This window comes from Halomicronema hongdechloris C2206, from assembly GCF_002075285.3.
In the GTDB taxonomy this organism is placed as follows: Bacteria; Cyanobacteriota; Cyanobacteriia; order Phormidesmidales; family Phormidesmidaceae; genus Halomicronema_B; species Halomicronema_B hongdechloris.
Genome location: NZ_CP021983.2, coordinates 5,449,661 through 5,463,505 on the forward strand (window position 1 = coordinate 5,449,661; position 13,845 = coordinate 5,463,505).

General features: G+C 53.3%; 13 protein-coding genes. 4 read left to right on the forward strand and 9 right to left on the reverse strand.

Features of this window, described 5'->3' with window-relative positions; genetic code table 11:
- Positions 1–30 precede the first annotated feature (30 nt).
- Both XM38_RS24895 and XM38_RS24900 read right to left on the reverse strand, forming a co-directional pair.
- Complete coding sequence (locus tag XM38_RS24895; RefSeq protein WP_080805263.1) at positions 31–1,587, reverse strand: serine/threonine-protein kinase; 1,557 nt, start codon at positions 1,585–1,587, stop codon at positions 31–33.
- A 172-nt stretch (positions 1,588–1,759) separates the two neighbouring features.
- The gene (locus XM38_RS24900; protein ID WP_080805261.1) at positions 1,760–2,206 is read right to left on the reverse strand and encodes a hypothetical protein; all 447 of its coding nucleotides are present in this window, start codon (positions 2,204–2,206) and stop codon (positions 1,760–1,762) included.
- A gap of 125 nt (positions 2,207–2,331) precedes the next feature.
- Here XM38_RS24900 and XM38_RS24905 point away from each other — a divergent pair, with 125 nt between their 5' ends.
- Positions 2,332–2,730, forward strand: coding sequence for a hypothetical protein (locus tag XM38_RS24905; protein ID WP_088431410.1), 399 nt, complete (start codon positions 2,332–2,334; stop codon positions 2,728–2,730).
- 453 nt (positions 2,731–3,183) lie between these two features.
- Here XM38_RS24905 and XM38_RS24910 read toward each other — a convergent pair whose 3' ends face one another.
- Positions 3,184–4,341: an anhydro-N-acetylmuramic acid kinase gene (locus XM38_RS24910; protein ID WP_088431412.1), complete on the reverse strand. Its 1,158-nt coding sequence runs from the start codon at positions 4,339–4,341 to the stop codon at positions 3,184–3,186.
- A gap of 11 nt (positions 4,342–4,352) precedes the next feature.
- Positions 4,353–5,057, reverse strand: coding sequence for a potassium channel family protein (locus tag XM38_RS24915; RefSeq protein WP_080805366.1), 705 nt, complete (start codon positions 5,055–5,057; stop codon positions 4,353–4,355).
- Between the two features lie 140 nt (positions 5,058–5,197).
- On the opposite strand from XM38_RS24915, the gene XM38_RS24920 reads away from it, so the two are divergent.
- The 3 genes from XM38_RS24920 to XM38_RS24930 all read left to right on the forward strand — a co-directional run bounded on the left by XM38_RS24920 (position 5,198) and on the right by XM38_RS24930 (position 8,295).
- Positions 5,198–6,361, forward strand: a complete 1,164-nt coding sequence (locus tag XM38_RS24920; protein WP_080805365.1) for a GuaB3 family IMP dehydrogenase-related protein — start codon at positions 5,198–5,200, stop codon at positions 6,359–6,361.
- Between the two features lie 335 nt (positions 6,362–6,696).
- Complete coding sequence (gene trxA / locus XM38_RS24925) at positions 6,697–7,017, forward strand: thioredoxin (RefSeq protein ID WP_080805258.1); 321 nt, start codon at positions 6,697–6,699, stop codon at positions 7,015–7,017.
- Positions 7,018–7,230: 213 nt separating this feature from the next.
- On the forward strand, positions 7,231–8,295 hold the full coding sequence (locus XM38_RS24930) for an LOG family protein (protein WP_080805256.1): 1,065 nt from the start codon (positions 7,231–7,233) through the stop codon (positions 8,293–8,295).
- Positions 8,296–8,307: 12 nt separating this feature from the next.
- Here the strand turns inward: XM38_RS24930 and cydB are convergent, their stop codons facing one another.
- The 5 genes from cydB to XM38_RS24955 all read right to left on the reverse strand — a co-directional run bounded on the left by cydB (position 8,308) and on the right by XM38_RS24955 (position 13,833).
- The gene (gene cydB, locus XM38_RS24935) at positions 8,308–9,324 is read right to left on the reverse strand and encodes a cytochrome d ubiquinol oxidase subunit II (RefSeq protein ID WP_080805254.1); all 1,017 of its coding nucleotides are present in this window, start codon (positions 9,322–9,324) and stop codon (positions 8,308–8,310) included.
- Positions 9,325–9,331: 7 nt separating this feature from the next.
- A complete protein-coding gene (locus XM38_RS24940) occupies positions 9,332–10,765 on the reverse strand; it encodes a cytochrome ubiquinol oxidase subunit I (RefSeq protein ID WP_088431414.1) in 1,434 nt (477 codons plus the stop codon).
- 308 nt (positions 10,766–11,073) lie between these two features.
- Positions 11,074–11,952 (reverse strand): universal stress protein, encoded by an 879-nt coding sequence (locus XM38_RS24945; RefSeq protein WP_080805250.1) that lies wholly within the window; start codon positions 11,950–11,952, stop codon positions 11,074–11,076.
- 612 nt (positions 11,953–12,564) lie between these two features.
- Complete coding sequence (locus XM38_RS24950; protein ID WP_080805248.1) at positions 12,565–12,759, reverse strand: NblA/ycf18 family protein; 195 nt, start codon at positions 12,757–12,759, stop codon at positions 12,565–12,567.
- Between the two features lie 288 nt (positions 12,760–13,047).
- A complete protein-coding gene (locus XM38_RS24955) occupies positions 13,048–13,833 on the reverse strand; it encodes a PP2C family protein-serine/threonine phosphatase (protein ID WP_080805246.1) in 786 nt (261 codons plus the stop codon).
- Between the last annotated feature and the right edge of the window lie 12 nt (positions 13,834–13,845).

Genomic DNA, 13,845 nt, shown 5'->3' on the forward strand with positions numbered 1-13,845 from the left:
GTAAGGATGAGCGAAAGCGACTGCTCTCAATTACTCAGAGATCTCTGAGCCAGCCTCGCTGTAGAGAGAATTCAGGTATCGTTCCACCTTAGGCTTCAGCCGTTGATTGAGTTCCGTGCGCAGCAAATCTTTACTATCAGAGGGACTGCCCACCGACGGATGAACGCGGGCCGCCATCACCCATTCCTGCAGTAGCTTTTTCTGAGTTTCCTCAATATGACAGTTCAACACATGGGCACAGCGCTGGGGCGCTTCTAGGGCAAACAGGAGCAACTTGTACTCCCCAGAACGGCCCAATAGAAACGCCATTTCTTGCCCGGAAGATGCCTTGAGATCCAGATAGCACGGTAACCAACGGGGACCATGCTGACTACTAAAAAGTGCGGTCAACCACAATGCCATGGGATGGGGAGACAGGGTGCAAATAAAGGTGTTGTACCGAGTGCTAATCAGCCGTCGCTCTATTTCTCGCTGGGGCATCATGGCCCACAAGGTTGCCAAGGATCCACTACTGGTAGGCAAAGGGTGAGGAAATACAATCTCAGCTACCGGCTTGGTCTTAGGCCAGCTGGTGAGGCGGCAAATCCGCTCCGCCTTGGGCAGGGAATCTGAGACCTCTGGTTGGCGAGTAACGGGTACTCGCGACAACGTGGCTCCAATCCGCTGCCCGATGCGAAACCCGCCGCCAAATCGCTGCTCTAGAGGTTCTAACGCCTCCAGAATTTCCATGATGGTTTGGGGACGTTGCTCCGGCTTCTTCTTTAGGCAAGTCATGATCAAGGTGTCTAGCCGTTTTGGTACCTTGAGCTGCGGATCTGCCTGGGTCAGGGTTTGCGGCGTTTGGGAATGATGCACCTTATACCAACCCCCGAAGGTATGGCTATTAGCCCGCAGGGGGAGCTTGCCGGTTAACATCTGGAACATCATGATCCCCAGACTATAGATATCCGAGCGCCGGTCCAGCTCCTGCCCTTCCATCTGCTCGGGAGAGGCATAGGCCAGGGTGCCCATGAAACAATTGGTCTGATCACCATCACTCTGCATTAGCTTGGCAATGCCGAAGTCAAGCACCTTGGCCAACTCTCCCAGGGTCGGATCCTGGGTAATCAGAATATTGCTGGGTTTGATATCGCGATGGATGATCGGAATAGGGACCTGTTGCCCCTTTAGCAAAATGCCATCATGGGCTGTCTTCAGCCCTAAACAAATCTGCCGAGTCAACCCCAAGAACCGAGGGACTGGTAGCGGTTGCAGGTTAATGAGATGGCTGAGACTCTGACCGCGAAGATATTCCATCACGTAGAAGGGAATACCATCATCACTGACTCCGTAGTCTGTTACCCGCACCACGTGAATGCTATTAAGGCCCAACTGGGCGCAGGTCATGGCCTCTTGCACAAACCGCTCCTGCATCTTGTGATTAAGCAGGGTCTGGGACAAAAACTTAACGGCGACTTTGACGTTGCCGAGTAGGGTGTCGTCCGCTAAGTACACTTTGCCCATGGACCCCTGGCCAATAGGCTCGACCAACTCGTAGCGATTGGCCAATTTGCGTCCTAGATTGGGGTCAGTTGTAGACTCAGCCATATAACTTAGGGGGGTGTCTGTAATGAGCTACAGTCCAATGAGAGCAGAATCCGGTTTTTGGGGACAATTAACCGGGAAAATACTGAAGCCACCTCGTCAATTTTGACACATCAATGGGTGCCAAGCTCGCTGTTCCTTATTGTGTCTCCTCATTGTGTCTATGAGTCGATGCTTAATCTCCCTGATGCTTTAAGGTGGCTTCCATGGCACTGGTCAAATAATGCCCAGCCATAATTCCACTAGATAAGTGATAGCATCCTTGATCTAAACAATAGAGGGTTTCGAAGCCAGTGCGTCGCTGTCGGTCGCCTAAGGCCCAATACCGTTGCACGATCGACTCGGGGGCAACCCACCCTTCCCCTTCCACTCGACCCAGCAGGCTATGTTGCAGTACAAACGTGTATTGGCGCTCGGTACTGGTCAATCGGCCTCGATATTGCAGGGCGATTTCGGGGCGGTCTGATTCAGGGAAGATCAGTTTCATCACCATGGTGAACCAGTCATCTCGGCTCCAAGCAATCAAAATTTTGCCTTTAACCGAAATGGGCAGGGTATCGCGCTCTAGCCAATTACCCTGCAGTGTCCAACGTCCTGGCTCAAGTAAAAAACTGTGCGTCACGAGTCGCTCCCTGACAGTATCCTGGGTAGCTCCGGTAAGCCACCCCAGAGACTCCCAATGATTTCCAGGATAATGGGAGTTGACCGCCAGCGGGCAGGGGATTGACGCCACTTTACAGAATCGGCATGCAAGATCAGCCACTGTCATTAAGGCCACACTGCATTACCTGGGCCAAAGCACTCTCGCCCAGAGGCTCTCGCTCCCTGCAGTTTTTATGGGGCAAACTGCTTGTGGTGAGCGAAGTCGAACTACTTGTGGTGAGCGAAGTCGAACTACTTGTGGTGAGCGAAGTCGAACTACTTGTGGTGAGCGAAGTCGAACTACTTGTGATGAGCGAAGTCGAACTACTTGTGATGAGCGAAGTCGAACTACTTGTGATGAGCGAAGTCGAACTACTTGTGATGAGCGTAGTCGAACTACTTGTGATGAGCGTAGTCGAATCACCGCCCTGGATCCCGTGGATGGGTTGGTCGATCAGCCGTTGTGGATGCGTCGCATCGGCCAGGCATGCTAGACCTCGATAAGACCACACTTAAATCGTGTCGCTCGGGGTGCTCACCCGAGGGGATTTCGTTCCCCTCGGACTCCGACGACCAGGGCGAACCACCGCCCTGGACCCCGTGGAAGGGCCATTTGATTGGTCGTTCAAGATCGCGTCGCATCGGCAGGGTAGCGAGGGGCTTTTCTACCTGACTATGTAGGCCAGAGCAGAGACAGACGTGGGCAGGCAAGAGAGTTTTGACTGTTGACTGTTGAGGGTTGAATTCAATCCTTACCGGGAGAACTCAAAACTCAACCCTAAGACCTTAAAACTCTCCTCCTCCGCTCTCCGTTTTCCCTTTCCCCATCACTCCTAAGCCCTGCGGGCAGGCTCCGCCTTTCTTGAATGCCGTTAGGCTATACACCCCATCACCCTCTACTCTCCGTCCTCCGTTTTCCTTTTCCCCATCTCCCCACCTCTCCGCTCTCCATTCTCCTTATGCCTGAAGCTGGACCGGTTCACTGAGCTGCCCTAGCAGCATGGGCCGCTGCGCCCCGGTTACGGTGGGAACATTGCCGGGAAAGTTCTGCTGTCGCCAGTAGCCCAGCACCGCAAAGGCAATGGCTTCCTTGAAGTCGGTGGGGAGCCCGGCCTGGTCGGTCGTCAGCAATGGAATTGGATCTAAATGGGCGGCTAACCGCTGCATCAGGTAATGGTTACGGCTCCCCCCCCCACAGACGAAGACCTCATCGGGGGGCTCTGTCAAGAAGGTGCGATAGCTGTGAGCAATGGACACCGCGGTGAGTTCACTCAGGCTGGCGAGACAATCGGCGGGAGAAAGCTGATAGGTGTCAGCCGCTGCCAAGCAGGTATCCAGATAGTGCCAGCCGAATAGCTCTCGCCCGGTCGATTTCGGCGGCGGCTGGTGGAAGAAGGGATGCCCCATCCAGTGCTCGACTAGGGCCTGACAAACGGTGCCTTGGGCGGCCCAGGCGCCATTTTGGTCGTAGCTGAGCTGTCCCTGGGAGAAGCGCTGGACGGCAATGTCTAACAGGGTGTTGCCGGGGCCGGTGTCCCACCCCCAGAGCTCTGGCCAGTGTTCTCCAGCTCGATGTCGATCCCAGGGGGGGAGATAGGTGACGTTGCTGATGCCGCCAATGTTTTGAACGCAGCGTCTGTGCTGGGGATGACTCAGCAAACAGGCGTCAAGGGCAGAGACTAGGGGCGCCCCTTGCCCCCCGGCGGCAATATCAGCAGTACGAAAATCACTGATAGTGGGGAGCCCGGTGAGACGCGCAATCTCGGCCCCCCGCCCCAATTGGATGCTGTAGCCTAGCCCAGCTTGTCGGGGACGATGAAAGACAGTCTGTCCATGGGAGGCGATGAGCTCTGCCTCTCCAGCGTTGGCCTGGAGACTGAGGACCGCATCGGCGAAGACGCTGGCTACGGTATCGTCTAAATCGGCTAGATCCTCTAAGGAGAGGGCTTGACCAGCACAGATTTCCAGCAGGTGCGATCGCACCGGCTCTGGATAGGGATAGGTCATTCCCGCCAGCCAGTGCACCGCAATGGTGCGGCCAAAGCCATGAATCTCCACCAGGGCAGCATCAATGCCATCGGCAGAGGTGCCACTGATCAAACCAAGGACACGCATAGGGTACCGCTTTACATGGGCAGACGATCGATGCCTTTATTACTGCCAATCACTACCAACACTCCCCCCGATTTTAGACGGGTCACCGGACTGGGGTTGATCTCAAACTTTTCCCGTTGGGCATCTTGACTAACGGCGAGCACGGTGAGCCCAAAACGATTGCGGAGATCCAAATCAACGATGGTTTTTTGGTCAAACGCTTTGGGAACTACAACTTCTACGATGCTATTGTCCGGATCGATCTCAAAGCGATCGAGAATACCAGGGCGGGTTAGGGAGCGAGCCAGTTCGCAGCCCATCTCATGTTCTGGAAAGACGACATGATCGGCACCGACTCGTCGCAGTAACTTGCCATGAATCTCCGAAGACGCCTTAGCCACCACGTGGGGCACCCCTGACTCCTTCACATTCAACGTGGTGATCACACTCTCTTCTACGTAGTTGCCGATAGCCACGATCACCGTATCGAAGTCAAAGATGCCAGCCTCCCGCAAGGCACTCGGTTGCGTTGAGTCTAGTTGAATGGCATGGGCCGCGATCCGATCTGTCAGCACTTGGGTCACGCGCCGTTCATCATGATCGATGGCTAGGACCTCATAACCTAGGCCGTGCAGGGTAATACAAACGGCGCGGCCAAAGCGTCCCAATCCAATTACCACAAACTGGCGGTTGGAAGTGCGGAGATTTCGAAAAAATGACAGGGACGATAGATTCACAGCCAAGACTCCTAGGGAATAGACCGTTGGCCACGCCAGCAAACCACTCTCCATTATGGGACCAATGGGCAGCCTCCATCGCTGCTTATCCCCCTGCTTTTTTGCTACCCTAGCCTAATGGTCTTGGGTTAGAAATGGACGTGAATATTCAACTTGGTCGCGGTAAGACAGTCCGCAGAGCGTATGGCATTGACGAAATCGCGCTCGTTCCTGGCCCTCGCACACTCGACCCCCAGTTAGCGGACACCCGCTGGCAGCTAGGGAACATTGAGCGGCAGATTCCCATCATTGCCAGTGCCATGGATGGGGTTGTCGATGTGCGGATGGCGGTCTTGTTGTCTGAATTGGGGGCCCTAGGGGTCTTAAACCTAGAGGGTATTCAGACTCGCTACGAGGATCCAGACCCTGTTTTAGACAAAATTGCAGCCGTGGGCAAAGACGAGTTTGTCCCCCTGATGCAACAGCTGTATTCCCAACCTGTGAAGCCGGAGCTGATTCAAGCCCGAATTCAAGAAATTAAAGGGCAAGGAGGCATTGCTGCCGTCAGTGCCACGCCTGTAGGTGCCATGCGCTTTGGCCAAGCCGTGGCCGAGGCAGGGGCAGACCTCTTCTTTGTCCAGGCCACGGTGGTTTCGACGGCCCACCTCTCTCCTGAATCCTCTGAACTACTGGACCTAACCCAGTTTTGTAGCACCATGCCAATCCCAGTGATCCTGGGCAACTGCGTCACCTACGACGTCGCGCTGAACTTGATGAAGGCAGGAGCAGCTGGGGTATTGGTGGGCATTGGTCCTGGTGCCGCCTGCACCTCCCGAGGAGTATTAGGGGTCGGCGTTCCTCAAGCCACGGCAGTAGCCGACTGTGCTGCAGCCCGACAAGACTACGAGCAGGAGGCTGGACGGTATGTGCCTGTCATTGCCGATGGTGGTCTGGTGACGGGAGGAGACATCTGTAAGTGTATTGCCTGTGGTGCCGATGCCGTCATGATCGGCTCGCCCTTTGCCCGGGCTGCTGAAGCCCCTGGGCGGGGATTTCACTGGGGCATGGCGACTCCGAGTCCGTTGCTCCCTCGAGGTACTCGCATTCGAGTGGGAACGACGGGCACCCTGGAGCAAATTTTGCGGGGGCCGGCTCAACTCGATGATGGCACCCATAATTTTCTCGGGGCCTTGCAAACTAGCATGGGCACCCTGGGAGCTAAAACCCTGACGGATATGCAACAGGTGGATGTGGTGATTGCCCCGTCCCTGTTGACAGAGGGCAAAGTGTATCAGAAGGCTCAACAACTCGGGATGGGGAAATAAGTCTCTTAAGAAATAAGAAGTTGCTGAGATGCGATCGCAAAAGTGGCAGATTTTCAACTGTCACATATACAATAAAAGGAGTAGCGGAGACGAAAGTTTCCGTTCACTCCTCACACCACACTCCGCCCAGATGAATTTGATCTGGGCGGTTTCTCATGGCAGCCGTTCCCGGGGAACATTCCACTCAATACCGCGGCCCTCTAATCCTATCCACTCCACCATTATCCTGAGTCCAGGCCAAGCATTGTATCCTAATGTGTCAGTCCTCAGACAAGGCTGATGGATATTGGCTATGGTAAGATTCTGATGAATAGCGAAGGCAAGGATATCTAGGCATGGCAGCCGCACAAGTTACGGATTCCACATTCAAGCAAGAAGTCCTGGAGAGCAACGTTCCGGTGCTAGTCGATTTTTGGGCACCTTGGTGTGGCCCTTGCCGGATGGTTGCACCCGTTGTTGAGGAAATTGCTGAGCAATACGACGGTCAAGTTAAAGTCGTTAAAGTCAACACAGACGAAAATCCCAGTGTCGCCAGCCAATATGGCATCCGCAGCATCCCTACGCTGATGATCTTTAAGGAGGGTCAACGGGTTGATATGGTGGTCGGCGCCGTTCCCAAGACGACTCTGGCAAATACTCTGGAAAAGTATCTCTAGGATAAAGTGTTCCAAGCCTAGCCGGGTACGGCTCTATGGTCTCAGCAGCCTCCAGGTGCTTATCTGGAGGCTGCTTTGTAGGCAAGGCCATGTCGGAGATGTGCTTTAGACCTGCAGATGAGGCCACGTTTAATCGGTTTAATCTGGTCATTACCTGAGGGACTACTATTCTCGATAGAATGAAGTGCTACCTATCGAGATGGCTCTGAACTTATGGTTGCCCTTCCCTCAGAACTTTCAGCGTCGGCCCAGGCAGATTTGCTAGCGGTGCTAGAACAGTTACCCAATATGCCCCACGGCAAGCTGATTCGGAGGGTGCTTGAAACCATTTTGCGGATGATGGGGCGCGAAGCCGATCGGTTGGATTGGAAAATCCTCAACTCTGCTCTGCAGGATATGGAGCAAGGCTTTCAGATTTTCTATCCCTATCGCCACATTCGTAAAGTTACGATTTTTGGCTCGGCTCGGCTTAGCTCCGATACCCCAGAGTATGGACTAGCCAAGGCCTTTGCCCAACGGATTACTCAGCTGGGCTTCATGGTTATGACCGGAGCCGGCGGTGGTATTATGCAGGCCGGCAATGAAGGAGCAGGAGCCGCTCAATCCTTTGGGCTCAATATTCAACTGCCCTTTGAGCAAGGAGCCAACCCGATCATTGCTGCCGACCCCAAACTGATTAATTTCAAGTATTTCTTCACTCGCAAGCTCTTCTTTCTACGGGAAAGTGATGCCCTCGTGTTATTTCCCGGTGGATTTGGCACCCAGGACGAAGCCTTCGAAGCCCTGACTCTAGCCCAAACCGGCAAAGCCGATCCTTTACCGTTGGTGCTTGTCGACTATCCCGGTGGCACCTATTGGAAAAATTGGGATCGCTATATCCGTGATCACCTATTGGAGCGAGGGTTGATCAGCCCGGATGACCCCAGCTTGTATACCATTACTAGTGATGTAGAGGCTGCCTGTGATGCGATTACCAGCTTCTATCGTGTCTTTCACTCCTATCGCTATGTCAATGACCGCTTAATCATCCGGCTCAAGTGCGCATTGCCAGAGCAGGTGATTGAGCAACTGAATCGGGATTTCAGCGATATTTTGATCAAAGGATACATCGAACCTACCAGGGCTCTGCCGGAAGAAAAGGGCGATGAAACAGCTCATTTGCCTCGGTTGAGTATGTACTACAACCACCGTGACTTTGGCCGACTCTATCAGCTAATTCGGATGATCAACCAGTTGGGTCTGCACAGCCCCGAGTCCGATCATCCAGAACAGAAATAAGGTGTCTTCTGCTTATTCCCCGTATGCTGCTTCTGAGGTGATTTTGCCTCGAAACACCACATACTGGTAAATGTTGTAGGCCAGCATGATTGGAATTAAAAAGCCGATAAAGATGATCATGAATACTAGGGAACTGGGGGCGGCCGCCGCCTGATAAATACTGATTTGGGTGGGAATAATGTAGGGAAATACGATCATGGCCAGCCCTAAAAAGGTGAGCACGAAAATCGATATGGTCCAAATAAAAGGAGCCTGCTCGGCTTGGGCATTGAGGCTGCGAAGCAATTGCCAGATGAATAAAATCCCCAGCAGGGGAATGACGGCAAATACATAGATTTGGGGGGCTTGAAAGAGTCGCTCCCGGGCATATTCAAAGAAGATGGGCGTTGTAATGGTGATTAACACGGCTCCCACCAGTGTCGTGATCGCTGCAAGCTTCGCGGTTCTGTAGTGGGTCTCTTGCAGCGGACCACTGGTTTTCATAATCAAATAGGTGGAGCCGATCAAGACATAGCCCTGAATCAGGGTGAGGGCGATTAGCAGGGATTGCCAGCTGAGCCAATCCCAGGTGCTGCCAATGAAGTGCCCTTGATCATCGACCTGAATGCCAGCCAGCACTGCTCCTAGAGCAAATCCCTGTCCTAGGGCAGCTAGAAAACTGCCAGCCCCGAAGGCTAAGTTCCAGAAGAATTTACGGCGGGCATGTTCACGAAACTCAAAGGCAACGGCTCGAAAGATCAAGCCGAAAATCATCATCCAGATAGGCATGTAGAGGGCATTCAAGATAGTGCCGTAGGCCAGAGGGAAGGCGCCAAACAGACTCCCCCCCATGATTACCAACCAGGTTTCGTTGGCATCCCAAACATTGCCTAGGCTGGTCATCAGAATACCGCGACGCTCCTCAGTGGAGGAGGTCAACGACAAGATACCCACTCCCAGGTCGAAGCCATCTAGCATCACGTACAGCAGTAAAAACAGGGCCAGAATGGCAAACCAGACCTGGGGTAGAAAGTAATCTAGGGTTTCCATGGAATTCCTACTGTTTAGCTTCGACCGGGCGCTGATTGGGTTGATGCTGGGCAGTACTACCATCCTCGGGGCCAGAAGCCTCTAGGGAAGGGACCGGCATCTCTAAGTTAGGGCCGTGGCGAATGATGCGACTGCCGAAATATAGGGCTGAGATAAACAGCAGTGTATAGATCGTGGCAAATATGGTGAGGGAGGTTAATACATCTCCGGCCGGTAAGTTAGAGGCGGCATCTACGGTACGAATTTTGCCATAGACAGTCCAGGGTTGCCGACCGACACAGCGAACGATCCAACCGGATTCAACGGCGATGTACCCCAAGGGCGCTGACAATAACCAGCCCCGCATTAACCAGCGCTGTTGCGAAATGGTCTCGGCGGATAACTTGCCCCGCACCCATTGCAGGGTCGTGATTAGCATTAACCCGGCTAAGAAGAAGCCAATACCAACCATGGTGCGGAAGGAGTAGTAGATTAATCCCAGTTGATGGGGACGATCTTCGGGAGCAAAGTCTTTCAACCCATAAACTGGGGCTGAGAGGGTGGGTTTGACTTCCAAAATATAACTGAGAGCTTTGGGAATTTTAAGTTCCCAGGTATTGGTCTCGGTTTGCTGGTTGGGCCAGGCTAATAGGCTCCAGTCGGCAGCTTCACCAGCTGGCAGCGTCTCCCATTGCGCTTCCATGGCTGCAAGTTTGGTGGGCTGTTGATGGTAGACTTGCTCGCCACTGAGGTGGCCAATATAAATTTGCAAGGGGGCCACTGCGATCGCAAGGGCCAAGACGATCTTGAAGGACTTACCGAAGAACTCTGGATGACGCTGGTTGAGAATATACCAGGCGCTGATGCCACCAATCACAAACAGGGAGGTTTCCAGGGTGGCCATAAACATGTGGGCGACGCTATTGACCATGAAGGGGTTGAAGATGGCCTCAAAATAGTCCCGCACGATGAATTTGCCATTGGCCAGGAAGTCTCCACCAGCTGGGGTCTGCATCCAAGAATTAGCAGTCAAAATCCAGAATGTAGAGAGATTGGCCCCGAATGCCACCATGATGGTGGCGACATAGTGCATCACGGGAGGCACTCGCTTCCAGCCAAATAGCATGATGCCCAGGAATCCGGCCTCTAGCATGAAGGCCATGGCCGACTCAAAGCCTAGGATACTACCTAGGAAGTCGCCCGTTGCCTCTGATAATGGGGCCCAATTGGTGCCAAACTGAAACTCCATGGGCAACCCCGAGGCCACGCCAATGCCAAAGTTTAAGACATAGAGTTTGGCCCAGAAACGGGCGTGGTGGTAGTACTGGGGCTGTTTAGTCTTTAGCCATAGTCCTTCGACAATCACTAAGTAAATGGCCATGCCAGTGGTCAAGACTGGCCACAGCATATGGAAGATAGCCGTTAGGGCAAATTGCAGGCGCGATAGGGCAACAACGTCCATAGCAACTCCTGAGGTAGGCAATGGGCCGATGGACAGCCTGGGCAGAAGAATGGGCCGCCATCGGCGTCAGAGGCATCGCTGGAGACGCCCTCCCTTCCATCTTGCCGAATCTGATAGAAAATAACTTGCTTAGAGAAAAACAGTTGATTTAGAGTCCTCACGGCAAGACGATGGATGCCACGCTTAGTCTAACGAGAATTTACTCGTGAGCTCAGGAGTCACCGGATATCCCTGAAGATCAAGGGTTCACAAGGAATCGACGATTTTAGCCGCCATTTAGTCACATTGACTGCCCCAGCGTAGTGCAACTATTTAGGCGTGGGGAAATAAAGCACTGGATGCCAGCAACGGCGCAAGATGTCGCGGGTGAGGCTGGGAATAGACCATTTCATGAATCCGCCAATGCCTCGGGAGCAGGTTGCGATCGCACCGATGTCGTGATGGGTAGCTGCCTTGATAATCTCCTCCAAGGGGTCTCCTTGCTGGATGGAGGTGTTCACCACCAACCCCAACTCAGCCAAGTCCGCCTGGACCTGATCCAGGCGAGCCTGGGCCTCAATTTTAGGCTGATCCCCCTGCAGCTCTCGACGAATGCTATCGTCAATCACCCATAATAGGCGACAGCGCTCCAACACAGAGTTGGGATTGCTGGTCACCTGCTGTTTGATTAGATCAATCAATGCATCAGCCCCATCACTACCGTCATAGGGCACTAACAAGTAGCGAAATAGAGAGCTACAGCGCAGCTCTAACTCAGCCGTGGTGTAGGTAGAGATGAGCTGCGGTCTGAGAATGATCATGGGCACAGTGGTCTTCTCCGAGAGCCGCATCGTGGTACTACCGAAGAGTTTTTCTTCCAGCAATGTCCGGGTCGGCGTGCCCAGAAAAATTACCTCAATGTCATAGGTTTGCACCAGCCGCAAGATGTTGTCACTAGAGCGGCCCGACTGCACCTCGATGACAGCCTCAGCCTCAGCCGGCACGTCCCGCAGCCGCTCCTTGAACATCTGCTGCACCGACTCGATTGCCTCATCGTCAATGCGGGGAATTTCCCGCTCGGTTTCAATGGCGACGTTGTGGAAGAACACGAAATACCGAATGCCGCCCGCTGTCAAGCTAGGTACGAACTGCAGTAGTCGATCGATGCCATCTGTCAAATCAGTACAGATGAGGGCCCGTTGAAACATGATTAATCGCTAACCCATAAGGGACCGAACGGCTCGATCCAAGGGTATCATCCCAACTTTTATTGCAGACGACAGAATCTGAAGGAATACAAATAGCGCTGGCGGCTGTGCCAGAGCTATGGAAGTAAGCAAATATACTCAAAAACCTAGCGATTTATATATCTGAGCTGGGTTACTCAGAGTCTGGCTGTCTATTCTGGCTGTCATGTGTAGCTATTCTGTTGAGATAACTGCCTAGATCTAGAGACTGCCCTGGCAAAATGTCACCTGAGATCTCGGAACCACCTCCTGGCAGCTCAGGGATGCCATGGTTCAAAACCATAGGCTTGCAAGCGTCGGCTTTTCCAAGCATCTAGCAGTCATCAAGTATAGGGGTGGTGACCAATCGCCTGGGTAATAGGCAAGCAAGGCTCTCAGACATACCGTAGATGATACCAAGGGGCTGACAGTCTCGGCAGCGCTCATCTTGAAGGCCTTCTCAGGGTCTCTCTGCACATTAAGCTCTAAAGGTGAAGATGGAGAAAGTTGACGCCCCAGCATCCCCTGCTCCTTTCCCGGTGGAACCAAGCAAGAGAGGGAGGTCGCCCACTTTTTCTATGGGCCCCAGGGCGACTAGAGCTGTGGATGCGGCCCGATTCCCCACTCGTGCTTCAGGAAATGCTTGTACATGGTTTCCCGCATCATCATCTGCTCGTAGAGCTTAACCAAGAAGTGCTGAGCCTGTTCGCGGCTCATCTTGTTGACCTGAGACTCAAAGGACTTCAGGCTAAATTGCTGTTCTAGGGAGAGTTTAACTGGCTCGTCCATAACTAACTCCTGTTTGAGAGACAACGACATCAAGACTTGGAAAGGGTTTCCGGAGTCTAGGTCAGCAGCAACAGTCGCAATCGAACCGCTGCTATCTATATTTTACAAAATATAACAATCATTTGACATTAGATCCTCCAGTTCAATTAGATTACCCAGGACTATAACAGTCATCACCGGGAGATGACATCTTTCCTGCGACGTTCACATTTATTTACCAATCTACCGTTGACAAAAGTGCTCAGAGTAAACACTCTGGACGGTCACCAAATGATTTTCGCAAAATCTTTAGGTATTATTACCAGCTGCATCTGGCTGAGGCGCTGGAAGACTGGCCTCTGAATCCCCCTGAAAGGCCACGACCACTGTGGTGATATTGTCACGACCACCATGGTGTTTGGCTGCCTCGATCAAGCGTTCTACTGCCGTCTGACAGTCTTTGGCGGTGGTCAGATGCTCCGCGAGCGTAGCGTCAGCGAGCTCTTCTGTAAGCCCATCGCTGCACAGCAAGAAGCGGTCTCCGGGGGCAACTGCAACCGGTTGGACCTTGACGTGATACAGATCTTCTCGCCCTAGGCATTGGGATAGCACATGGCGCCAGGGATGGTAGCGGGACTGGGCTGGGGTCAGTTCGCCCTCTCGAATCGCCCGCGCAATCCAGGTGTGATCTTCGGTAACCTGAATCAGCTGGGCGTGATGCAAGCGGTAGAGCCGGGAGTCGCCCACGTGAGCACACCAGGGGTGGTCATCTTGGTCGCGGCAGGTCAAAATCACGGCTGTGGTGCCCATATCAGCTCGCTCGGGGTATTGTAGTTGGTCCCGTAGAATGGCCCGATTAGCGGCTAGGAGGGCCTGATGTAGCAGATCTGCCGTAGAGACAGCCTCGTCCCATGATCGTTGTAGGTGGCGGCTGATAACCTCTGTGGCCAAGCGACTGGCTTCTTGCCCGCCGGCATGCCCTCCCATGCCATCAGCCACGATGAAAAACCGTCCTTCTGGATCTAGGTAATAGTCATCTTGGTTGCTAGCGCGCAGCAATCCAGGATCGGTTGATCCTGAAAAGGAGGGTTTCATCATGACACTTCA